This window comes from Vibrio mimicus CAIM 602 (assembly GCF_000338875.1).
Taxonomy (GTDB): domain Bacteria; phylum Pseudomonadota; class Gammaproteobacteria; order Enterobacterales; family Vibrionaceae; genus Vibrio; species Vibrio mimicus.
Window position 1 is genome coordinate 39,084 of sequence record NZ_AOMO01000022.1, and the last position, 22,534, is coordinate 61,617.

General features: G+C 47.2%; 17 protein-coding genes and 2 pseudogenes. 9 read left to right on the top strand and 10 right to left on the bottom strand.

Features of this window, described 5'->3' with window-relative positions; translation table 11 throughout:
• The first annotated feature begins 91 nt into the window (after window positions 1-91).
• Window positions 92-525, top strand: a pseudogene (fkpB, locus tag D908_RS14660) (FKBP-type peptidyl-prolyl cis-trans isomerase).
• Between the two features lie 34 nt (window positions 526-559).
• Window positions 560-1,522 (top strand): 4-hydroxy-3-methylbut-2-enyl diphosphate reductase, encoded by a 963-nt coding sequence (ispH, locus tag D908_RS14655; protein WP_032467530.1) that lies wholly within the window; start codon window positions 560-562, stop codon window positions 1,520-1,522.
• Between the two features lie 126 nt (window positions 1,523-1,648).
• On the opposite strand, the pseudogene D908_RS14650 reads toward ispH, so the two are convergent.
• Window positions 1,649-3,132: pseudogene (locus tag D908_RS14650) on the bottom strand (carbon starvation CstA family protein).
• 237 nt (window positions 3,133-3,369) lie between these two features.
• On the opposite strand from D908_RS14650, the gene D908_RS14645 reads away from it, so the two are divergent.
• Together D908_RS14645 and D908_RS14640 are read left to right on the top strand one after the other, a co-directional pair.
• Window positions 3,370-3,711, top strand: coding sequence for a DUF2799 domain-containing protein (locus tag D908_RS14645; protein WP_005523089.1), 342 nt, complete (start codon window positions 3,370-3,372; stop codon window positions 3,709-3,711).
• A gap of 18 nt (window positions 3,712-3,729) precedes the next feature.
• Window positions 3,730-5,526 (top strand): cation:proton antiporter, encoded by a 1,797-nt coding sequence (locus D908_RS14640; protein ID WP_005523090.1) that lies wholly within the window; start codon window positions 3,730-3,732, stop codon window positions 5,524-5,526.
• A gap of 23 nt (window positions 5,527-5,549) precedes the next feature.
• Here D908_RS14640 and murQ read toward each other — a convergent pair whose 3' ends face one another.
• Window positions 5,550-6,473 carry an N-acetylmuramic acid 6-phosphate etherase gene (gene murQ / locus D908_RS14635; RefSeq protein ID WP_000180253.1) on the bottom strand — a complete coding sequence of 308 codons (924 nt, stop codon included), beginning with the start codon at window positions 6,471-6,473 and terminating at the stop codon, window positions 5,550-5,552.
• 17 nt (window positions 6,474-6,490) lie between these two features.
• Window positions 6,491-7,603 (bottom strand): anhydro-N-acetylmuramic acid kinase, encoded by a 1,113-nt coding sequence (locus D908_RS14630; RefSeq protein ID WP_005523091.1) that lies wholly within the window; start codon window positions 7,601-7,603, stop codon window positions 6,491-6,493.
• A 105-nt stretch (window positions 7,604-7,708) separates the two neighbouring features.
• On the opposite strand from D908_RS14630, the gene nagZ reads away from it, so the two are divergent.
• Window positions 7,709-8,701, top strand: a complete 993-nt coding sequence (gene nagZ, locus D908_RS14625; protein WP_005523092.1) for a beta-N-acetylhexosaminidase — start codon at window positions 7,709-7,711, stop codon at window positions 8,699-8,701.
• Window positions 8,702-8,727: 26 nt separating this feature from the next.
• Here the strand turns inward: nagZ and btsR are convergent, their stop codons facing one another.
• Together btsR and D908_RS14615 are read right to left on the bottom strand one after the other, a co-directional pair.
• Window positions 8,728-9,441, bottom strand: a complete 714-nt coding sequence (gene btsR / locus D908_RS14620) for a two-component system response regulator BtsR (protein WP_000947389.1) — start codon at window positions 9,439-9,441, stop codon at window positions 8,728-8,730.
• Between the two features lie 9 nt (window positions 9,442-9,450).
• On the bottom strand, window positions 9,451-11,127 hold the full coding sequence (locus tag D908_RS14615; RefSeq protein ID WP_005523093.1) for a sensor histidine kinase: 1,677 nt from the start codon (window positions 11,125-11,127) through the stop codon (window positions 9,451-9,453).
• Between the two features lie 242 nt (window positions 11,128-11,369).
• On the opposite strand from D908_RS14615, the gene D908_RS14610 reads away from it, so the two are divergent.
• Together D908_RS14610 and tyrA are read left to right on the top strand one after the other, a co-directional pair.
• Entirely contained in the window at window positions 11,370-12,443 is a 1,074-nt protein-coding gene (locus D908_RS14610; RefSeq protein WP_005523095.1) for a 3-deoxy-7-phosphoheptulonate synthase, read from the top strand.
• Between the two features lie 12 nt (window positions 12,444-12,455).
• Window positions 12,456-13,583: a bifunctional chorismate mutase/prephenate dehydrogenase gene (gene tyrA, locus D908_RS14605; RefSeq protein WP_005523099.1), complete on the top strand. Its 1,128-nt coding sequence runs from the start codon at window positions 12,456-12,458 to the stop codon at window positions 13,581-13,583.
• 49 nt (window positions 13,584-13,632) lie between these two features.
• Here tyrA and D908_RS14600 read toward each other — a convergent pair whose 3' ends face one another.
• Window positions 13,633-14,001 (bottom strand): PilZ domain-containing protein, encoded by a 369-nt coding sequence (locus D908_RS14600; RefSeq protein WP_000570787.1) that lies wholly within the window; start codon window positions 13,999-14,001, stop codon window positions 13,633-13,635.
• A 233-nt stretch (window positions 14,002-14,234) separates the two neighbouring features.
• Window positions 14,235-15,902 carry an energy-dependent translational throttle protein EttA gene (ettA, locus tag D908_RS14595; RefSeq protein WP_000852859.1) on the bottom strand — a complete coding sequence of 556 codons (1,668 nt, stop codon included), beginning with the start codon at window positions 15,900-15,902 and terminating at the stop codon, window positions 14,235-14,237.
• A gap of 361 nt (window positions 15,903-16,263) precedes the next feature.
• Between ettA and D908_RS14590 the strand changes: the two genes are divergently transcribed.
• Window positions 16,264-18,210: a transglycosylase SLT domain-containing protein gene (locus D908_RS14590; protein WP_005523101.1), complete on the top strand. Its 1,947-nt coding sequence runs from the start codon at window positions 16,264-16,266 to the stop codon at window positions 18,208-18,210.
• Window positions 18,211-18,264: 54 nt separating this feature from the next.
• Window positions 18,265-18,564, top strand: a complete 300-nt coding sequence (trpR, locus tag D908_RS14585; RefSeq protein ID WP_000250623.1) for a trp operon repressor — start codon at window positions 18,265-18,267, stop codon at window positions 18,562-18,564.
• Between the two features lie 85 nt (window positions 18,565-18,649).
• Here the strand turns inward: trpR and yjjX are convergent, their stop codons facing one another.
• The 3 genes from yjjX to D908_RS14570 are packed head-to-tail and all read right to left on the bottom strand — an operon-like array spanning window position 18,650 to window position 22,521.
• Entirely contained in the window at window positions 18,650-19,135 is a 486-nt protein-coding gene (gene yjjX / locus D908_RS14580) for an inosine/xanthosine triphosphatase (RefSeq protein ID WP_032467532.1), read from the bottom strand.
• Window positions 19,122-21,497: a biofilm architecture maintenance protein MbaA gene (gene mbaA, locus D908_RS14575; protein ID WP_005523103.1), complete on the bottom strand. Its 2,376-nt coding sequence runs from the start codon at window positions 21,495-21,497 to the stop codon at window positions 19,122-19,124. Before mbaA ends, yjjX begins: the two co-directional genes overlap by 14 nt.
• Entirely contained in the window at window positions 21,481-22,521 is a 1,041-nt protein-coding gene (locus D908_RS14570) for a polyamine ABC transporter substrate-binding protein (protein WP_005523105.1), read from the bottom strand. The genes mbaA and D908_RS14570 overlap by 17 nt, the downstream gene beginning before the upstream one ends.
• Window positions 22,522-22,534 lie beyond the last annotated feature (13 nt).

Consider the following 22,534-nt stretch of genomic DNA (forward strand, 5'->3'; position numbering starts at 1 on the left):
ATAAAGGCTGTGCTTTTGGTCAGCCATTTTCCGCGCTTGTTGAGCGGTGTTCGTCAAATAGTTCGTCAAACGATAACAAGGTAGTGATAACGTGAACCCTATTGCCCCTAATTCTGCAGTTACTCTGCACTTTACGATTAAGCTCAAAGATGGCTCACTCGCCGATAGTACTCATAATCAAGGAAAACCGGCCAAGTTGGTGATGGGGGATGGCAGCCTAAGCCCGAACTTTGAACAGTGTTTGCTTGGTATGCTGCCGGGTGAAAAAAAATTGGTTTCTCTCGCCGCGCAAGATGCGTTTGGCGCACCTAATCCTGATCACATTCATTATATGGATCGCAGTAAGTTTATCGGTGGCGATCTGGAATTAGAGGTAGGCACTATCATGGCTTTTAGTGGCCAGATGGTATGGAAATTCCGGGCATCATTACTGAAATTGCCGGCGATTCTGTCACGGTCGACTTTAACCATCCTCTCGCAGGTCAAGACATCACCTTTGATGTTGAGATCTTGTCTGTTGAGTGACTTTCCTTACAATAGCCAACCATAACGACTAGCAATGAGCAATGAAATGAAAATACTGTTAGCAAACCCTCGCGGCTTCTGTGCGGGTGTGGATCGCGCCATCAGCATTGTTGAGCGTGCACTTGAACTTTATCAGCCGCCGATTTATGTCCGTCATGAAGTGGTGCATAACCGCTTTGTTGTCGAAGGGTTAAAACAGCGTGGTGCACGTTTTGTTGAGGAGCTGAGTGAAGTTCCGAACGATAACATCGTGATTTTCTCTGCTCATGGCGTATCACAGGCTGTGCGTCAAGAAGCGAAAGAGCGTTCGCTGACGGTTTTCGACGCGACTTGTCCACTGGTGACGAAAGTGCATATGGAAGTCGCGCGTGCTAGCCGTAAACATATGGAAGTGGTGTTGATTGGTCACGCAGGTCACCCTGAAGTGGAAGGGACGATGGGGCAGTACGCCAGTGATACAGGCGGCATGTATCTGGTCGAAAAGCCAGAAGATGTAGTATCGCTACAAGCTAAGGTGAAAGATCCAAGTCATCTGCACTACGTGAGTCAAACCACGCTATCAGTCGATGAAACAGCCGATGTGATTGATGAGCTGCGCCGCGTATTTCCTAAGATTCAAGGACCACGCAAAGACGACATTTGTTATGCCACGCAGAATCGCCAAGATGCGGTGCGTATTTTGGCGCAGCAAGTGGATGTGATGGTGGTTGTCGGCTCGAAAAACTCATCGAACTCGACGCGCCTGAAAGAACTGGCTGAAAAACTGGGTACTCCGGGGTATCTGACCGATTGCCCGCAAGATATCCATCCTGAATGGTTCGAGAATGCTCGTTTAGTGGGCGTAACCGCAGGGGCTTCTGCACCGGAAGAGTTGGTGAACCAAATTCTGGATCGCATCAAAGAATTGGGTGCAACTTCGGTAGAAGAGGTACTTGGTCGCGAAGAGAACATGTTCTTTGAAGTGCCTAAAGAGTTGCAAATTAAGCAAGTCGATTAATCCATTCGTCATCCACTCGGTTGATTGATGTGGATGACAGCTCTCTGCTCTGTTCGCAGAACAAAAAAATGGCTCCCAATCTGGGAGCCATTTTCGTTTTTCAATCACGTGATTGAAGATTCGATATTAAGCGGTTTTAGTCACGCCTTGTGGTTTCTCTTCATCCGCTAAATCCGTTTCGCCTTTGCCTTTAGATACTTTAGCCACATAAGCCAGAGCGCCCAGTGAAGCAAGCACACCTGCAATAGTTGAAATCTGCATTGGTAAGCCAAAGCCTAAAGTGCTGCTGTTGAGGATAAAGCTGATACACACGGTAGTCATAAACAGCGCAGGCACAGTACAGATCCAGTGCAGTTTGTTGTGACGCATCAGGTAAGCGGTGGCTGTCCACAGCATCATTACCGCAGTGGCTTGGTTTGCAAAACCGAAGTAGCGCCAGATAATACCGAAATCAACTTGGGTCAATACTGCACCGATAACGAACAGAGGTAAAGCCATCATTAGGCGGTTACGCAGAGTTTTCTGTTCCATGTTGAAGTATTCAGCAAGGATCAGGCGGCTTGAGCGGAACGCTGTATCACCAGAAGTGATTGGTAGAATAACCACACCCAGGAAAGCAATCACACCACCAAACACACCCAGTAGACCGAAAGAGGCACCATAGACTACGTTACCTGGACCACCGTTTTTCACCGCTTCAGACAGTGCTTCCAGTGAACCGAAGAAAGATAGAGCGATCGTACACCAGATCAGGGCAATGATGCCTTCGCCAATCATCGCGCCGTAAAACACGAAGCGACCGTTCTTCTCATTCTCCATACAACGTGCCATCAGTGGTGACTGAGTAGCGTGGAAGCCAGAGATAGCTCCACAAGCGATGGTGATGAACAGAGCAGGCCACAGAGGCATGTCGTTCGGGTTGAGGTTTTTCAGCATGTCACTCACTTCAAAACCACCTAGAACTTGGTGCTCAGAAGAGAACGCAATCGCTGTCATCAGACCAACAGACATGAAAATCAGTAGCGCACCAAACAGTGGGTAGAAACGACCGATGATTTTGTCGACTGGGACAATGGTTGCCAGAATGTAGTAAGCGAAGATGATCACGACCATGCTAGTCATGCTGACTGTCAGGCTGGTTTGTTGGTTGATCAGGTTAGTGATCATGCCAGCTGGTGCTGAAACGAACACCACACCAACGAGAAGCAGCAACACAATGGCAAAAATATTCATAAAGTGTTTAGCGCCATTGCCTAAGTAACGACCCGTGATGGATGGAACCGAAGCACCGCCGTTACGGATAGAAAGCATACCTGAGAAGTAGTCGTGAACAGCACCCGCGAAGATACAGCCAACAACGATCCACAGCATGGCCGCAGGGCCGTACAGCGCACCCATGATTGGACCAAAGATAGGCCTACGCCCGCGATGTTCAGCAGTTGTACGAGATAAACTTTTGGGGTGGACATCGGTACATAGTCGACGCCGTCAGTTTTTGTATGGGCAGGGGTTTGACGCTTTTCGTTGATGCCAAATACTTTCTCTACGAAAGCTCCGTAAATAAAGTAACCGCCAACGAGGGCTGCGACACAGGTAAGAAACCACAACATAGCGTTTGTCCTTTTGTTAATGAATTAAGCTCACTGTGGATAATAAGTTATCGATATGCGAGCTTCACTGGCTTTCAGAGTCAGTGGTCGTGTCGTGAATTAAGCGGCGTTTAGTTTGATTGAGTGGTTTAGAGTGAGAGTAAACGGTTGAGCATAAATTTGAGTGGCAGCATACCCCATTCAGTGGCATGCTCATTTCATCAACTGACATGACGATTGGCTAACTCAAGGTAAAACATGAAAAAATGGATAGTAATGAGCTTCATCTCACTACTCGCAGGTTGTGCTGCCAGTGAGTCGCAATGGGTCAAGGAAGGGAACTGGTTTGAGATTGGGTACCAAGATGCGATAGCTGGACATTCACAACGTTCTTATCAATCGCTGATCGAATTAGGCTCTGCCAACTTAGCGGATTATGAACAGGGCTACCAAAAAGGGCTCGAACAATACTGCAATCCCAATGTTGCCTATCAAATTGGCCTGAGTGGTCAATACTATGAAGGGATTTGTGAAGGTACAGAGCAAGCCCAGCGTTTTCGTATGGAATGGCAACGCGGTTGGAATGAGTACAATCAATAACCGATAAGAGGTGCAATGATGCACGAAGAGTCTATTGGCCTGACTATTGCCGCGGTTGGCGTAGTCGGTTTGGGATGTCAGTGGTTAGCGTGGCGATTGCGTCTGCCCGCCATCTTATTTTTGCTGTTGGCAGGGATACTCGCAGGCCCAGTTTTTGGGGTATTGAACCCGGAGCGGCTATTGGGCGATTTGCTCTTCCCTTTAGTTTCACTCGCCGTGGCAGTGATCTTATTTGAGGGGAGTTTGACCCTTAACTTCAAAGAAATTCGCGGCGTCAGTAATACGGTATGGAGTATTGTTACCCTTGGCGCATTAGTCTCATGGGGAATTACCAGTACCGCGGCGCACTGGTTGCTTGGCTTTGAATGGTCATTAGCGCTGATGTTTGGCAGCTTGACTGTGGTGACAGGCCCAACGGTGATTGTGCCTTTGTTGCGTACTGTGCGCCCAACGGCACGCTTAGCCAACATTCTGCGTTGGGAAGGGATCTTGATTGACCCACTTGGCGCACTGTTTGTGGTGATGGTGTATGAGTTCATCGTATCCAGCAGCCATGCCCATAGCTTACAAGTCTTCGGTCTCATCTTATTGGTTGGTTTTGCCATTGGTATTGCGTCGGGAGCAGCTGTTGCTGCTGTGCTACGCAGAGGCTTACTGCCGGAGTATTTGCAGCCCTTTGCTGTGCTGAGTGTGGTGCTCGGTGTTTTTTCTGTATCCAATGCATTGGAATCAGAATCTGGCCTACTTACTGTGACGGTAATGGGGATGTGGCTGGCGAATGCCAAAGGGGTCAATATTCAGCACATCTTGCACTTTAAAGAGCACTTGACGATTTTACTGATCACGGGGCTTTTTATTCTGCTCGCGGCTCGGATTGAAGTGGCGGATTTCCAAGCTTTAGGCTGGAGCGCCTTAGGACTGTTTGTGGTGATGCAACTGCTGGCTCGTTCTGCGTCTATCTTCATTTCAACTTTGCGTAGTACGCTCAATTTTCGTGAAAAAGCCTTTTTAGCTTGGGTGGCTCCGCGCGGGATTGTGGCGGCTTCGATCTCTTCTCTGTTTGCCATCAAATTGATGGAGTTTGGTATCGCCGATGCCAAGTTATTAGTGCCGTTGACCTTTATGGTGATCATAGGAACTGTGGTGTTGCAGAGTGCGACTGCTCGGCCAATGGCGTTGGCATTGAAAGTGTCTGAACCTGCGCCGAAAGGCTTCTTGATCATTGGTGCCAACGATGTAGCGCGTCAGGTCGGTTTAGCGATCGCCAAGTACGATTGTCGAGTGGTGGTAACAGACTCCAACTGGGACTACATTCGCCAAGCGCGAATGGCCGGGCTTGAGCATTATTACGGTAACCCCATTTCCAGCCATGCTGAGGATTACCTCAATTTGATCGGGATTGGGCATGTTTTGGCACTGAGCCCTGATAAACACTTCAACATCATGGCGTGCATGCAGTTTCTATCTGACTTTGGTGATAAACGCGTGTTCTGCCTCAATGACAATGCCGCCAATAATGTCAGTGAAAAACATCTGGTGGCTCAGGAATACCACGGTTTGCCCTTTTTAGGCGGTGAAGTGAGCTACAAGAAACTGGCGAGTTTGGTAGGCCAAGGTGCGGAAGTGAAACACACCAAATTGAGTGAAAACTTCACCTATCAGGATTATCAGCAAACGCACAAAGAGAGTTTTGTATTGCCGCTATTTTTAGTCGACAGCCGTGGGCGAGTGCAGATGTGTCAGGATGTGGCGAGCTTTTCGCCGAAAGAGGGCGAAATCGTCGTCTCGCTTATCAAAAGTCACGAGAGCCCATAGGGCTCTCGTTTTTCTCTGATTTCTTACTCTTCGTGCTCTTCCATGGCGCGGCGTAAGAAGCCGTCCGATTGCGAGAGTTTCGCTGTCGCCTGTTCATAGTTCATGCCAGTCAGATGCATCAAAATCGCCAGTTTTGCGTTGTTGTGGCTCTCTTTGAGCAGTGCTTCGGCTTCTTCGCGTTGGCAATCGGTCGCTTGCATGACAATTCTTACCGCACGGGCAATCAGCTTGCGGTTGGTGGCACGTACATCCACCATCAGATTTTGATAGCTTTTACCAAGACGGATCATGCTGGCCGTGGTGAGCATATTGAGCACCAACTTCTGTGCTGTGCCGGATTTAAGACGTGTTGAACCGGTTAACGCTTCAGGCCCGACGACGGGAGAAATCGCAATATGGGCGATTTCTGCAATCGGTGAGTCAGGGTTGCACGAGAGGGCGATGGTGGTCGCGCCTAAATCATTGGCGTACTCAAGTGCGCCAATCACATAAGGCGTACGGCCACTAGCAGCAATTCCGACCAGTACGTCTTTGCTGCTAAAGTGGATTTGTTGTAAGTCATGCGTGCCCAGCGTGGCGTTATCTTCCGCCCCTTCTTGTGCGGTAAACATGGCTTCTTTACCGCCCGCAATCAGGCCAATCACCATTTGATCGCTCACCCCAAAAGTTGGTGGGCATTCTGAGGCATCTAACACGCCAAGACGGCCACTGGTGCCCGCGCCTAAGTAAATCAAACGACCACCTTGTTTAAAGGCCGCGGTGATTTTATCGACTGCTTGGGCAATTTGTGGCAGTACGGCTTCCACCGCTAGTGGTACTTGTTTGTCTTGTTGATTGAGACGCTCGACAATTTCTTGTGAAGAGAGCAAATCGATGTCCATCGTATCGGGGTTACGACCTTCGGAAACGAGATGAGAAAGGGCTGCGATAAGAGCATCGTTGGTCATAAAAATTCCTGTAGTGATTAATCGGGGTAGTAAATCACGCCAAGGCTCGCGAGGCGTGACGCGCCCGTCACCGCGGGCAAATTACTGGGTAAACCGTGCATGCGCCTTTGTGCCAGCCAAGCGAAAGCCATGGCTTCCATATTATCGCCATCCACGCCCATTTGGGTGGTTGGGGCAACTTGCCAGCTTGGCAGCAAGGCTTGTAAGCGTTCCATTAGTAAAGGATTTTGCGCACCGCCGCCACACACCAAAAGTTGGGGTTGAGGCCCTTCTGCAAACGAAGTGACTTGCTCAACAATGGTTTGCGCGGTGAATTCACATAAGGTGCGTTGCACATCGGTTGCATCAACCGAAAACGTGGCGAGTTGCGCTTCTAACCAAGGCAAATTAAATAGCTCTCGGCCTGTGCTTTTGGGGGCTGGCAGTGCAAAGTAACGATCTTGTTTTAAATGGGTCAGTAATGCGGAATCCACGCAGCCTTGTTTTGCCCATAGGGCATCTTTATCGTAAGGCTGGTTATGTTCTTTTTGGCACCAGCTATCCATCAGCATATTACCGGGGCCGGTGTCGTAGCCAATCACTTCACCATTGGGCTTGAGTACAGAGATATTGGCAATCCCCCCGATATTGAGCACCACGACCGTGGATTGATGGGCATGAAATATCGTGCGATGAAAAGCGGGAACTAACGGGGCGCCTTGCCCGCCAAGTGCGACATCTTTGCGCCGAAAATCGGCGACAGTCGTGATGCCTGTGCGCGTAGCGATAATGTTGGCATCGCCAATTTGCATGGTAAAAGGTTTCGTGCCTGTCGGTTGATGGAACACGGTTTGTCCATGACAGCCGATCGCACGAATGTGCTCGGCGCGATAGCCACTGTGCTGTAGAAGCGCCAGCACTGCATCACTGAACAAATGACCAAGATCGTGCTCCAATTCGCCCATCGCAATCAGGGTGGTTGGTTGGCCAATACATACATTGAGTAGCCGCTGTTTGAGGTCGGCAGGCATTGGGAAGTCGTGGTGAGCAAGCAGTTCAATTTTATCGTCTTGCAGCGCCACCAACGCAGTATCCACACCATCCAAACTGGTTCCCGACATCACACCGATATAGAGTTCGCGTTCTGCCATTTGGTTATCCCTCTGTCATATTCAAACAAAGGCATTGTAATTGAAAAATAAACTGAATAACCTCGTGGCTTGTGACAATTTTGCCAAATTTTTCAAGGAGCAAGCATGGGACCGCTTTGGTTGGATGTGGCCGGTTACGAACTGAGTGCCGAAGATCGCGAAATTCTGCAGCACCCAACGGTGGGTGGTGTGATTCTGTTTGGTCGCAACTATCACGATAACCAGCAATTGCTGGCTCTCAATAAAGCGATCCGCCAAGCGGCGAAAAGACCGATTTTGATTGGTGTCGATCAAGAAGGTGGCCGTGTGCAGCGTTTCCGTGAAGGCTTTTCTCGCATTCCCCCTGCGCAGTATTACGCGCGTGCTGAGAATGGCGTTGAGCTCGCTGAACAAGGCGGTTGGCTGATGGCGGCAGAGCTGATTGCACACGATGTCGATTTGAGTTTTGCTCCAGTGCTCGATATGGGCTTTGTTTGTAAAGCGATTGGTAACCGCGCTTTTGGTGAAGATGTACAAACCGTACTCAATCACAGCAGTGCTTTTCTGCACGGTATGAAAGCGGTAGGCATGGCGACCACTGGCAAACACTTCCCCGGCCATGGCGCGGTGATTGCCGATTCCCATTTAGAAACCCCTTACGATGAGCGAGAGACGATTGCCCAAGACATGGCGATTTTCCGTGCGCAAATTGAAGCAGGAGTACTCGATGCAATGATGCCAGCGCATGTAGTGTATCCGCATTACGATGCACAACCTGCGAGCGGTTCGAGCTACTGGTTAAAGCAAGTGTTACGTGAAGAACTCGGCTTTAAAGGCATCGTGTTCTCTGATGATTTGAGCATGGAAGGCGCAGCCGTGATGGGCGGGCCGGTTGAGCGCTCCCATCAAGCCTTGGTCGCGGGTTGTGACATGATTTTGATGTGTAACAAGCGTGAGGCGGCAGTCGAAGTGCTGGATCACCTACCGATCATGGAAGTTCCTCAAGCCACAGCACTGCTGAAAAAACAGCAATTCAGCTACAGTGAACTGAAGCGCTCAGAGCGTTGGCAGCAAGCTTCAGCCAATATGCAGCGCTTAATCGAGCAGTTCTCCGAATAGTTTTCCTCATAGAAGTAGAGCTGGGATCAGTAAAATCCCAGCATTTCTTTCAGCTCTTTAAGATAACGGCGGCTGACTGGGACCTTGTGACCCGTATGGGTAATCATTTCCGCCAGCCCGTTTTCTAACAGCTTGATTTCGCGAATCGCTTTCAAGTTCACCAAGTACTGGCGATGGCAACGTACTAAGGCTGTTTTCTCCTCTAGAACCTTCAGCGTCAGCTGGCTGGTTGCCTTTTGCTGTGCAGTCTGCACATTGACGCCACTGATGTCACTGTAGGCAAACTCCACTTCATTAATCGGCAGCAGCACAATACGGTTTAAGCCAATACAAGGGATTTGATCTAGGCTGGGTTGAGTCAGCAGTGAATAGTCGCTTTTCTTGTGCTGGCGAATTAAACGTTGCACGGTTTTGGCTAAGCGCTCGGTGTCGACCGGCTTGAGCAGATAGTCAAACGCATTGTCTTCAAACGCTTGTAGCGCATATTGATCGTAGGCGGTGACGAAAACGACCTCAGGCATGGTGTCTGGGTCGAGCATACTGAGCAGATCGATACCCGATATTTGCGGCATCTGGATATCCAAAAACACCACATCCGGCTTGAGTTGATTGATTTTTTTCAACCCTTCAATCGCATTGCTTGCTTGGCCGATGACCTCAATCTGACCGCTTTCGGTTAATAGCTCCGCGAGTTCTTCACGGGCAAAGCGTTCATCGTCAATGACTAATGCAGATAACATGTTAATCCCTTAGTAGGTTCCTTGTTCGGGAATGATAAAGCTCATTCGCGTGTACTCTTGTGGTGCTACTTCAATCTGTAGCCCTGATTTTGTACCGAATTTATTGGTTAGGCGCTTTTCAACAATTTGCATGCCCAAACCATCGTAATCTTCACTCGGTGGTTGATAGAGTCCGGCGTTGTCCTCCACCACGACCCGAATTCCACCTTGTACTACCTCACTGTAAATCCGCACTTTGCCAGCTTCTAATAGATTAGACGTGCCGTATTTGATGGCATTCTCCACCAAAGGCTGTAAGGTGAAGCTGGGGACATTGCGTTCTAACAGGGATTCATCAATCGCAATTTCAACATCGAGACGGTCACTAAAACGCGCTTTTTCAATGGTGAGATAAGCGTTTACATGAGCAAGCTCTTCACGCAGCGTAACGGTTTCTACGTTCTGCTTTAGGTTGCTGCGGAAAAACTGCGAGAGATGCAAAATCAGTTCGCGGGCTTTATCTGGCTCACGGCGGATCACCGCACTGATAGTGTTGAGTGCGTTAAACAGAAAATGCGGATTGACCTGAGCTTGCAGCAGTTTGATTTCTGCACGCGATAGCAGGATTTGCTTTTGCTGATATTCGCCGTACAGGATCTGGCTGGATAACAGTTGTGCAATGCCTTGCGCCATCGACATGTTAATGGTGGAAAACAGCTTACGTTTCGGTTCGTAGAGCTTGATGGTGCCGATAACCCGATCCCCAGCACGTAATGGAATGATTAACGCAGAGCCCAGTTTGCAGGTCGGTGACAAAGAACATTGATAAGGATGCTCTTTGCCATCCAGATAGATGATCGTATTGCGATTAATTGAATCCAGCGTACTTTGCGAGCTGATCGGCGTATTAGGCTTATGGTGATCATCGCCGATTCCTACAAAGGCGAGGATTTTTTCGCGATCTGTGATGGAGACGGCACCAACATTGGTTTGCTCATAAACAATCCGCGCAATTTTATTGGCGTTATCCGGGTTAAAACCCGCGGCAAGAATACCGACAGAACGTTCAGCAATATTCAGTGCTCGGCGAGAAAACGTAGCGGAATATTCTTCAAAAATGGTTTTGCGATCGAGCAGGATACTCATAAATAGAGCGGCACCGACTGAGTTAGCAATGATCATCGGCGCGGCGATGGTGGATACCAACGCGTAGGATTGGTCAAACGGCTTAGCAACCAACAAGATGATCAGCATCTGAATGATTTCGGCGAACAGGGTAACGGCAAACACAATACTTGGGCTAAACAGTAACTGACCTTTACCTTTGCGTAGCAAATACGTATGTAGCAAGCCACCAATTAAGCCTTCGGCGGTGGTGGAAATAGCACAGGCGAGATCGGTAAATCCACCTAACGTGTAGCGGTGCAATCCGCCAGTTAGTCCGACGGCAAAGCCAATCACAGGCCCACCAAATAAGCCGCCCATCACAGCCCCAATCGCACGAGTGTTGGCAATTGCATCATTGATTTGCAGGCCAAAGTAGGTGCCCATAATGCAAAACAGTGAGAAAAGAACATAAACGCTGACTTTATGGTCAAGGCGGCCAGAAATGTTGAGTAAGGGGAGAAAAATAGGTGTTTTACTCAGCATATAAGCGAGAACAAGGTAAACACACATCTGTTGTAATAATGAGAGGATGAGATCCATAACCTGTCCGTCGCACTGATCTGAAAAACGGCTTATTTTAAGATACTCAAAGCGAACAAAACACGCTTTATTCCCCACTTTGTGTACCAAGTGCAATTAAATAGAGTATGTAAAATAATCATTACACTAAATGTTGGTTTAAATTTACACTTGCATTGTTTCAAAAGCCTGTTAACGTGTTTTCTGTTTAAGTTTCCAGCGAGTTTAGTTGGTTGTGTAAAAAAATAATTACAGGTGATGAGATGAAGAAAAGTGAATTGAGCGATGTAAATATCAGTGACGAACAGATATTGATCACCCCTGATGCATTAAAAGCCAAGATTCCGCTCAGTGACAAGGCGCGTAAATTTATTCGTGAGTCGCGTCAGACCGTAGCGGATATCATCCATAAGCGCGATCCTCGACTGTTGATCGTCTGTGGGCCTTGCTCAATTCATGATGTTGATGCTGCGAAAGAGTACGCGAAAAAACTGAAAGCACTCTCAGCAGAACTCAGCGATCAGCTATACATTGTGATGCGTGTGTACTTTGAAAAACCCCGTACCACGGTTGGCTGGAAAGGGCTGATTAACGATCCGCATCTTGATGGCAGTTTTGATATCGAACACGGTTTGCATGTGGGTCGCCAACTGCTGGTCGATTTGGCAGAAATGGAAATCCCGTTGGCAACCGAAGCGCTCGATCCGATAAGTCCGCAATACTTGGCAGATACCTTTAGTTGGGCAGCGATTGGTGCGCGTACCACGGAATCACAAACTCACCGTGAGATGGCAAGTGGCCTTTCCATGCCAATTGGCTTTAAAAATGGTACCGATGGCAACTTGGCAACGGCAATTAATGCGATGCAGGCAGCCTCATCCAGCCATCGTTTCATGGGGATCAACCGAGAAGGACAAGTGGCGCTGCTCACTACACAAGGCAACCCGAATGGGCATGTGATTTTACGTGGTGGCAAACAAACCAACTACGATTCTGTGTCAGTCGCTGAATGTGAAGAAGAGATGCAAAAAGCGCGTTTAGAAGCTTCTTTGATGGTGGATTGTAGCCATGCTAACTCACGTAAAGATTACCGCCGCCAGCCTTTGGTAGCAGAAGATGTGATTCACCAGATCCGTGAAGGGAATCGTTCGATCATTGGTCTGATGATTGAAAGCCATCTTAATGAAGGTAACCAGTCTTCCGATCTGCCTCGTGAAAAGATGCAATACGGCGTATCGATCACTGACGGCTGTATAAATTGGCCGACGACTGAGGCATTATTGCGCCGTGCGCACCAGGAATTGATTCCTTTTCTGCACAACCGTTTGCAAGGATAACAAGGATAGAACATGGCCGTAGAGTTGAATCAGTTACGTGACCAAATCGATGAAGTGGATAAACAGATGGTGGAGCTACTGGCGCGCCGTCTGGCATTGGTTGAACAAGTTGGGGAAGTGAAAAGCCGTTATGGCTTGCCGATTTATGCACCTGATCGTGAAGCTGCGATGCTGGCTTCGCGTCGAGCAGAAGCGGAAAGTAAAGGTGTTCCGCCACAACTGATTGAAGATATTTTACGCCGTACCATGCGTGAATCCTACGCCAGTGAAAAGGACTCAGGCTTTAAGTGCCTCAATCCTGAATTACGTTCTGTGGTGATCATTGGTGGTAATGGTCAGCTTGGTCGACTATTTGGCCGCATGTTTAAACTCTCTGGTTATCAAGTCAAAGTATTGGGTAGCCAAGATTGGGATAAAGCGGATGAACTGCTCAGCGATGCTGGCTTAGTGGTGGTCTCGGTACCTATCCATTTGACACTCGGCGTGATCGAAAAGCTGCGCCTGTTACCGGACGATTGCATTTTGTGCGATCTCACCTCAATCAAAGCCAAGCCGCTTGCGGCCATGCTACAAGCGCACAAAGGCCCTGTAGTTGGGCTGCACCCTATGTTTGGCCCAGACGTTCCCAGCTTGGCGAAGCAGGTGATTGTTTACTGTGATGGTCGAGGCAATGAACACTACCAATGGCTGTTACAACAGTTTGCTATTTGGGGCGCAAGCTTGTGCCAGATTGATGCTGCCGAACACGATCGTGGTATGACGCTGATCCAAGCACTGCGCCACTTCACTTCCTTTGCTTATGGTTTGCACCTAACCAAAGAAAACCCGAATTTGGCACAACTGCTTAAACTAAGCTCTCCCATTTATCGTTTAGAGTTAGCCATGGTTGGGCGATTGTTTGGTCAGGATCCTCATTTGTATGGAGACATTATTCTTTCATCCCCCGACAACATTGAGATGATTCAACGCTTTCACCGTTGTTTAAGTGAAGCGGTTGAGCTGGTGAGTGCGGGAGATAAAGAGAGTTTTGTTGCTCAATTTGAACGAGTCAGTCAGTGGTTTGGTGGTTACTCACAACAGTTTATGAACGAGAGCCAAAATCTGCTCAAACAGGCTAACGACGCGATTCACCGAGCTTAAGATTAGCTTTAAGCAACATACATCCCAAGCCCAATTGGGCTTGGGATTGTTAATGCAAACCAAGATCAGAGAGATGCTCTAAATCTCGGTGTAACAGACTGTCATTCCCAACATTCAATTCGACTAGCCGGCGTAAGTGCCCAATGCTTTCGATATCAATATGATTGATCGCCATCCGAATAATCCGTTCTTGGATGCTAATGATCTTCGCGGTCAGCGATAAAGTGACATCGCTGTCTGGTAGGGTAAAGACCACATCCACCAGAGCGTGAGTATCTAAATCCGGCTCTTCTTCTGACCAGAGCAGCAATCCGTGCAGCGACAAATCCTGAATGCAAGTGGCCAGTTCTTTGTCTCCTTGACTTAAGGTGGCTGGCGCTTGGTACAGAACTCGTGAAAAGCGGCGTTTTTCGATCATAGTGTTCTCTCAAACAAAGACGGCTTACAGATAAAATAAGCATAGCAAAGTGTGTAATAAATCACCGAACCCATACCGAAATAAGCCTACTTAATCACAAACAATCCGCTGAGAGTTAAGTACACGTCATTCTTTAAGAAGTAAGCTCATTGAATGCGTGAAAAAAGAAAAGGCCGCAGTGCGACCTTTTCTTGTGTTTGGGCTAAACGGATTATCCGCTACATAGCGATCAATTACTTGGTGATACGCTTGTACTTGATGCGGTGAGGCTCAGCCGCTTGTGCGCCGAGAGTTTGCTTCAACCAATCCATGTACTCAGTGTAGTTACCTTCGTAGAAGTTCACTTTACCTTCATCACGGTAATCAAGGATGTGGGTAGCAATACGGTCCAGGAACCAGCGGTCATGCGAGATCACCATGGCACAGCCAGGGAACTCAAGCAGCGCTTCTTCTAGAGCACGTAATGTTTCTACGTCCAGATCGTTGGTTGGTTCGTCGAGTAACAGTACGTTGCCGCCCGCTTTGAGCAGTTTTGCCAAGTGAACACGGTTACGCTCACCACCAGATAGCTCGCCAATCACTTTTTGCTGATCAACACCTTTGAAGTTAAAGCGTGAACAGTATGCACGAGCAGGGATTTCGAAGTTGTTGATACGGATGATATCCGCACCTTCCGAGATCTCTTGGAATACGGTGTGCTTGTCGTTCATGCTATCACGGAACTGATCCACAGAGGCCAACTTGACGGTATCACCCAGCTCGATCGTGCCTGAATCCGGTTGTTCTACACCACTCAGCATCTTGAATAGGGTTGATTTACCTGCACCGTTCGGGCCGATGATGCCAACGATCGCGCCTTTTGGCATACTGAAAGAAAGATCATCAATCAGTACGCGGCCATCGAATGATTTAGTGAGGTTTTTCACTTCAATCACTTTGTCGCCTAAGCGCTCACCTGGTGGAATGAACAGCTCGTTAGTCTCATTACGTTTTTGGTGCTCAGTATTTTGCAGCTCTTCAAAACGTGCCATACGCGCTTTCGATTTAGCCTGACGACCCTTAGGATTCTGACGAACCCATTCCAACTCTTTCTCGATGGTTTTCTGGCGCGCTTTCTCTTGCGAGGCTTCTTGCTTCAAACGAGCATCTTTCTGCTCTAGCCATGAAGTGTAGTTACCTTGCCATGGAATACCTTCACCACGGTCAAGTTCCAGAATCCAACCTGCGGCGTTATCTAGGAAGTAACGGTCGTGGGTAATCGCGACCACAGTACCTGAGTAATCCACCAAGAAACGTTCCAGCCAAGCGACAGATTCTGCATCCAAGTGGTTGGTCGGTTCATCGAGAAGCAGCATGTCTGGGTTTTCTAGCAGCAAACGACAGATAGCTACACGGCGGCGTTCACCACCCGACAGGAATTTCACTTGCGCATCCCATTCAGGCAGACGCAGCGCATCGGCAGCACGCTCTAGTGCGTTATCTAGGTTGTGGCCATTTTTCGCTTGGATCAGCGCTTCAAGCTCACCTTGTTCTTTTGCCAGTGCATCAAAGTCAGCATCTGGCTCGGCGTATGCCGCATAAACTTCATCAAGACGTTTTAGCGCATGAGCGACATCAGCAACGGCTTCTTCAACCACTTCACGTACGGTTTTATTCTCGTCCAGCTTTGGTTCTTGAGGTAGGTAACCCACCTTAAGACCAGGTTGTGGACGAGCTTCACCATCGATGTCTTTGTCAATGCCTGCCATGATACGCAGCAGGGTTGATTTACCCGCACCGTTAAGGCCCAGAACACCGATTTTGGCACCCGGGAAGAAACTCAAGGAGATATCTTTCAGAATTTGACGCTTGGGCGGCACAATCTTGCTCACCCGAGACATGGTATATACGTATTCAGCCATTGCCGATCGTTCCTAATCTTTCAAACGGAATAAAGTCGCTATTCTATACCAAAGCCAGACGTTTTGTTACTAGAGCACCCGCTTTTCGGCTCGGGTAAAAAATTCTTAATCTCTTTCTTATCTAATGAGAGTCTGGCGCGAAGTATTTGCACTCTGTTAATACAATTAAAGCTGATTCACCAAGGTCTTAATGATGAATAAACCTATTAGTATTCAAGGGTTTTATTTCATCGCTCGCGATAATGGGAAATTCAACAAAATGTTGCATTATTTGCGTTAAGTTTACTTCGCCTGTCTTTACATTTAAGGCGAGATTACGCGTAATAATTTGTTATCACACTGATTTTAAGGATGAGATCTCATGACGCGCCTGACGGTATTTAAGCCGCATAGCCTTGTTTCGATTTTGATGCTAACCACGGTATGTGCAATGGGCTCTGCTCGCGCGAGTGCTTTGGATTTAGAAGCGCAGAGGGCTCAATATGAACAGGCTCAGCGTTGGTTGGATGAAAAGAAAGTCCCGGAATACCAACGCATTCGTAAACAAATAGAGAGCTATCCGTTGACTCCTTATCTCGACTATCGGGCATTTTTAGTCGATCTCGGTAGTAAGCCGCCGATCGCGGTGCGCAATTTTATTGATAGCCACAAAGAGTATCCTTTCTCTGGCCGGGTTGCTGCGCCTTATCTTGATGCTTTGGCTCAAAATAAAAAATGGGCGGCGTTACTGCAATTTCAAACCCAATTGCCCAATGGCGAGACTTATCAATGCCATTACTTCAATGCCAAGTTGCAAACAGGAAAACGCAGTGAAGCTTTCGAAGGCGCTAAAAAACTGTGGCTAAATGGAGCGAGTATCGCTGATGCCTGTGATCCATTATTCGCTGAGTGGGAACGCGTTGGGGGATTGACGGATGAGTGGGTGTTAAAACGAAGCTTGCTCGCGTTTGAAGGTCGCAACCGAAACCTGATGATTTATCTGCAGAAAAAGCTGGATGGGAAAAAATCACAAGCCAAAGCGCAGGCAATGCTTGAATTGTTTGATAAACCAGAACGGGTGGTAGCCTATAGCCGTAAGGCCTCACAAGATCCCATTAATCAAAAGGTTGCAGAATTAGCCTTACAAAAGTGGGCAAGATCCGAACCTCAAGAAGCTCAAGCGGTTCTAAACGATGTGGCCAAAGCTCAAGGCTGGAATCGTGAGCAAAAAAGCCGGATTTCCCATTTCATCGCAATCCGTTTGATGGAAACCGAAGATGAAGCGCTTGCTAAATGGCGTGATGAGGTGGCTCGTCAAAGTAACAACGTTCGCTTGATTGAGGCTCGAACTCGTTTAGCGCTGCGTGAGAATAATTGGCGAGAATTGACCCAATGGATTTCTGTTTTACCAGAACAAGAACGTAAAACATTGCGTTGGCAATATTGGCTCGGGCGCAGTGAAATGGCGCTCGGTAAGAAGAAAGAAGGAACAGAACGCCTTAAAACATTGCTTGGTCAGCGCAGCTTTTACAGTGTTGCGGCAGCAAAAGTGCTACAACAATCCGTTAATTATCCGACCAGCACAGTTACGCTCGATATGGCTTTGATTAAAGCGCATAAGAAAGCTTTAGTACGAATTGATGAGTTGATTGCTCTGGATAAGGTTATCGCAGCAAAAAGTGAATGGCGTTGGCTGCTTGAGCGAGTTTCACAAAAAGAGAAGGAAATGTTGGCTGCGTATGCTGCAAATGCAGGTTGGCATCAGATGACGATCACGGCGACCATTTCTGCGAGCTTATGGGATAACAATCAATTACGCTTCCCAGTAGTACATCAAAACCTGTTTAATTTGCATGGGCAGAAAAATGGCATCGATCCGATTACTTTGATGTCATTGGCAAGACAAGAAAGTGCGATGGATTCAGATGCGCAATCACCAGTGGGAGCTCGAGGCTTGATGCAAATCATGCCTGATACGGCGCGCTACACGGCGAGAAAATATCAATTGAGTTATTCCAACCCGGATGAGTTGTATCAAGTTGGCAAGAATATTGAGATTGGTAGCCGTTATTTAAGCAGCTTACTTGAACGCTATGATCAAAATCGGATCTTGGCGTTTGCGGCATACAATGCTGGCCCAAGTCGAGTCGATACTTGGTTGAAGCGTAGTCAAGGCAAGCTGGATGCATACGGCTTCATTGAAGCGATTCCTTTTGCTGAAACTCGTGGTTATGTACAGAACATTTTGATGTTCGAAACCTATTACCGAGATTTGATGGGTGTGGAAGGGCGTTTTCTTAATGATCACGAGTTAAATACAAAGTATTGATTCCTCAACTTGCTGTACTACAATGTGCCCGTGTATCACCTAACGAGTACAACCATGGTACAACAACCTTATTACAGTGAGTGGCAGCAAGTATTGGATTTGGTCAAGCAGGCGGTGCAAGAAGATCAACATGAAATGTTGTTGACCTTGCTGATGACGCCTGATGAACGTGAATCGCTTGTTGCTCGAGTCAATATCGTGCATGAACTATTGAGTGGTGAGATGTCTCAACGTCAAATTAGTCAGATGCTCGGAGTGGGTATTGCAACCATAACTCGAGGCTCGAATGAGCTCAAATCGCGCACTGAGGAAGAAAAAGCCGCGTTAGCTCAGCTTTTGGAGCAGCCTAACTGAGCCGCTGTTTGAAATCGGTTAACGGTATTACGGGATAGCCTGAAAACTATGACTTGAAGCGGCGATCAGCTTCAAGTCATATAGCCTAACCGTGTGGGTAATGTTCAGGGTTAATAAATGGGATCAGTGCCAGAATCAAAGCCTGATGGTAGACAGTACTTCGTGTGAGATGATGCTGAGTCAATAAACCAATTGCCCCGCCTTTTTGCTTGATATTATCAGTACCAAACACTTCATCCATGACATCCCCGAGCTCTTTGGCTTGTTGCAGCCGCTCAAGAACTAATGGTGGCAGCATTAAGCAGGCACTTCGAGATTCACCACGTTGATTAGCAGATTCGATGATCATCCAAGCAAATGTTTTGTTATCTTCAATCCCTGCTTCTAGACCGACATAGTAGTCTGCATTTGGGTATTGCTGCTTGGCATTTCTGACACGATTGAGTGCGCCAAGTTTGGTTTCTGCGTCGCTCATTGGTTGATCTGCGACTTCACTGGCGACAGATACGCCAATAAACTCCCATTCTTGTTCAGGAAACACAGTAGAAAAAGCACTTCTAACTGCATTCACTTTGGCTGGGTTCTGTGAGGCAATAATGATCTTGCGCATAACTCTTCTTTCTATGGTTGGATGACTGCTGCCATTTTTGTATCTCTTCGAGGCTCATCGGATGGCCAAAATAAAAGCCTTGCATATAGTCGCAGTGATAATCGGCTAACCATTGGTGCATAGTTTCACTTTCTATGCCTTCTGCTGTCACTTTCATGGCTTGTGAATGGCAAAGATCGATCAGAGGACGGATGACATTCTGTTTGTTGGTGGCGATGAGTGTATCTAAGAAATGGCGATCAAACTTAATCTTTTGCACCGGATATTGAACCAACTGTGTGATTGAAGTGTATCCGGAGCCGAAATCATCAATGGTTAGACCGTAACCAAGACGAGAAAGCTCGTGTAGCAACGGGAAGCTTTGCGAATCCGCAGCGAAAGTTTCGGTGATTTCAAAATCAATCCACTGTGGTGTTACCGAAAATTTCTCCGCTTGCTGATGAATATATTGAGCCAATTTCAGAGAGTTCAATTCTGCCGAAGAAAGGTTGATAGAAACCTGGATTGGGTCATTAAACATGGCTTGTAGGGCTGAAAACTCTTTGAATGTCTGGGAAATCACCCAGCGGTCTATGGTGCCAAATAGCCCGGTTTGTTCTGCAATCGGAATAAACTCCTCCGGAGAAACCTCACCAAGTAACTCAGATTGCCAACGTAGCAACACTTCAAAGCCGACTAAGCGTTTACCTGAGCAGGTGAAGTAGGGCTGATAAACCAAGTTGAATTCTTGATCAAATAAGCCTAAGCGCAATGCTCGTTCAATATTATTGCGACGTTGCACTACCTGATCTAGGGCTTGCGAGTAATAAGCTATCTGGTTTTTTCCTGCATTTTTTGCCTGATACATGGCGGTATCTGCATTCAGCAGTAACTTTTCAATATGGTCGCCATCTTTAGGAAACGTGGCAATACCAATACTGGCGGTGATTGGGAAATGACTTAGAGGTGAATTATCTTGGCTTTGAATTGGGGCAAGTACGCGTTGAGCAAATAGGTTCGCGCAATCATTAAACCGCTTAGGTGCGACCATTAAAATGGCAAATTCATCTCCTGATAAGCGTGCGGCAATACTGTATGCGTTATGGCTTGCTTCAAAGCTTTTACATAACTGGCGAACGTGCGAAGCGAAGCTGACCAAGAGTGAGTCACCGATTTGATGGCCATATTTATCGTTGACGTATTTGAAGTTATCTAAATCGATATACAGCACCCAAATGTGTTGAGTATCGTAACAACGGGAAAGTAAGAGGTCGGCCTGAACTTGAAACTGATACCGGTTGGCAAGTTTTGTTAAATGATCGTTTTCTGCTAATGCTTTTGTGCGTTGATAGGTAGAGTGCAGCTCGGTATACATGGCGTAAAAACGCGAGGAAAGCCGTCCAATCTCATCGTTTGTATCCAGTTTTTCAATATTCTTGCGCTTATTGTTTTCGACTTCTTCCAGTTGTTTGTCCAAATTGAGAATGGGGTTAATCACATGACGATAAAGCAGTAGCAGAAGCAGTAAGACAGTAACCAGTGCAGAAACCCCAAAGGAGAGCAGAAGTTCGCGTTGAATCGTGTGAAGTTTAGTATTTATCAGCTTCGGAGCGGGGGCTAAAATTGCGTAAAATCCGGGTTGTAACTCGACCGATTGGGTTAGCCCGGTGCGATAGCCTGGTGGAGTATGAGTAAAAAAAATCTGGCTTTGGTTATCAAATTCAATTTTCTTTCGTAGTTGGCTGAATTGTTCTAACACAACATACACCACCACAAAGAACACATCTTGCCGATTATAGCTCAGTGGTGTTGCGAGTGTTTGTGTATCCAGTATGTCATAACGAACCAGAATGTCTTCTCCCGAGGAGTTAACGGTATAACTGATGTCTGAGGTACTTTGCGTAGAGTTCAGCCGCTGTTTGACATATTCCATGACCTTGGGGTCAATTTCAGCAAACGGATCCGAGCTATTTTCTGCGTAGTAGAGTAGTTCTTCATTGCCATTGAGAATCGACAGAGATACGAGCTGTTTTTCACTGGGTTGTAGGATGTGCAGTGTTTCGCGCAGATTATCGACCAGCTCTAATTCACGATAGGGATTTTTTTCTAACGAGAAGTAATGACGGATGATGTCGCTTTTCGCCAAAGTGAAGGCATAACTGCTCACTAATGCTTGGGCTTGCCGATAATGACTAGCTAATTTTTCTATATTTAACTGTAGGTAACTGTCTGTTTTCTTCAGTAGTGCATTCTTCTGACTGCTGTAAATGATATAGCTTGATGCTGCTGCACTCAGCAGAATCACAGGCGCTATCAGTAACAGGATTCTATGGTTTAGCTTCATATTGATGGGTCACACTGCTGATGATCTTGGCACGTAGGCTAAGGTTTTTCGCCGAAAGTTCGCTGTCGATAATCCCTTCTGCAAGACGCTGCTCTGGAAGATAAATCGAGTAATCTTCGCGATGTTCAGCAGGAAGCAAAGTTCGTGCTTTATAGTTTGGGGTGGCAGCACGAATATACTGGGCATTCATTGCGGCAATTTCAGGGAGCATCAAGAAGTCTAAAAATGCTTTTGCTTTTGTCGTATTTGGGGAAGAACTATTCACTGCCATGCAATCTACCCATAAATACGGGCGTCCCTCGGGAACGACAAAATCCCAATCCTGATGCTCAAAAAAGCGGTTTAATGAGTAGTGATCACCGCTGTAAGCGACCGCCATGTGTAGGTTGTCAGTTTGTGGGTGACTACGGACATAGCTCAGTACATATTCATAAGTCAGAATATTTGGATTGGCAGATTCGAGTAACCGATAAGCTTGTTTCAGGGTATCAATCGATTCTGTGATCGGAGAGGCTTTGAGCATGTAAAGCGCTGGGAGCAGTGTTTCTACACTGTCTTTAAGCATACCTACTCTGCCCCGATGTTCCGGTGCGATATCAATCACTTCACTCCACTGCGTGGGTGGATGTGTGAAACGGCTTTTACGGTAAGCAATACCTACAGAACCCCAGAAATAAGGTATGGCGTTCGTACCACAAGCTTGTAACCACATAGGGTCATTATTGCGGCGATTGGTGAGGCTGGTTAAGTCTTCAAATGCATTTTGCCGAGAAAACATAAACGCAGAAACATTATCCAATACCATAATGTCAAACGGCAGTTGAACGCTTTTGAGCATAAGTAAGCTGCGTTCATCATCGTTATCAAAATGGTAAAGCTTGACAGAAACACCCGTCTGTTTGTGCCATGTTTCGATCACGCTCGGTGCAATCGTATCTTCCCAGAGGTAGACATTCAGTTCCAAAGCGCTGGCTTGATGGCAGAAGGCATTTAGTGCTATCAGCGAAAGAAAGCGTTTGATCATTTGTGAATACGAT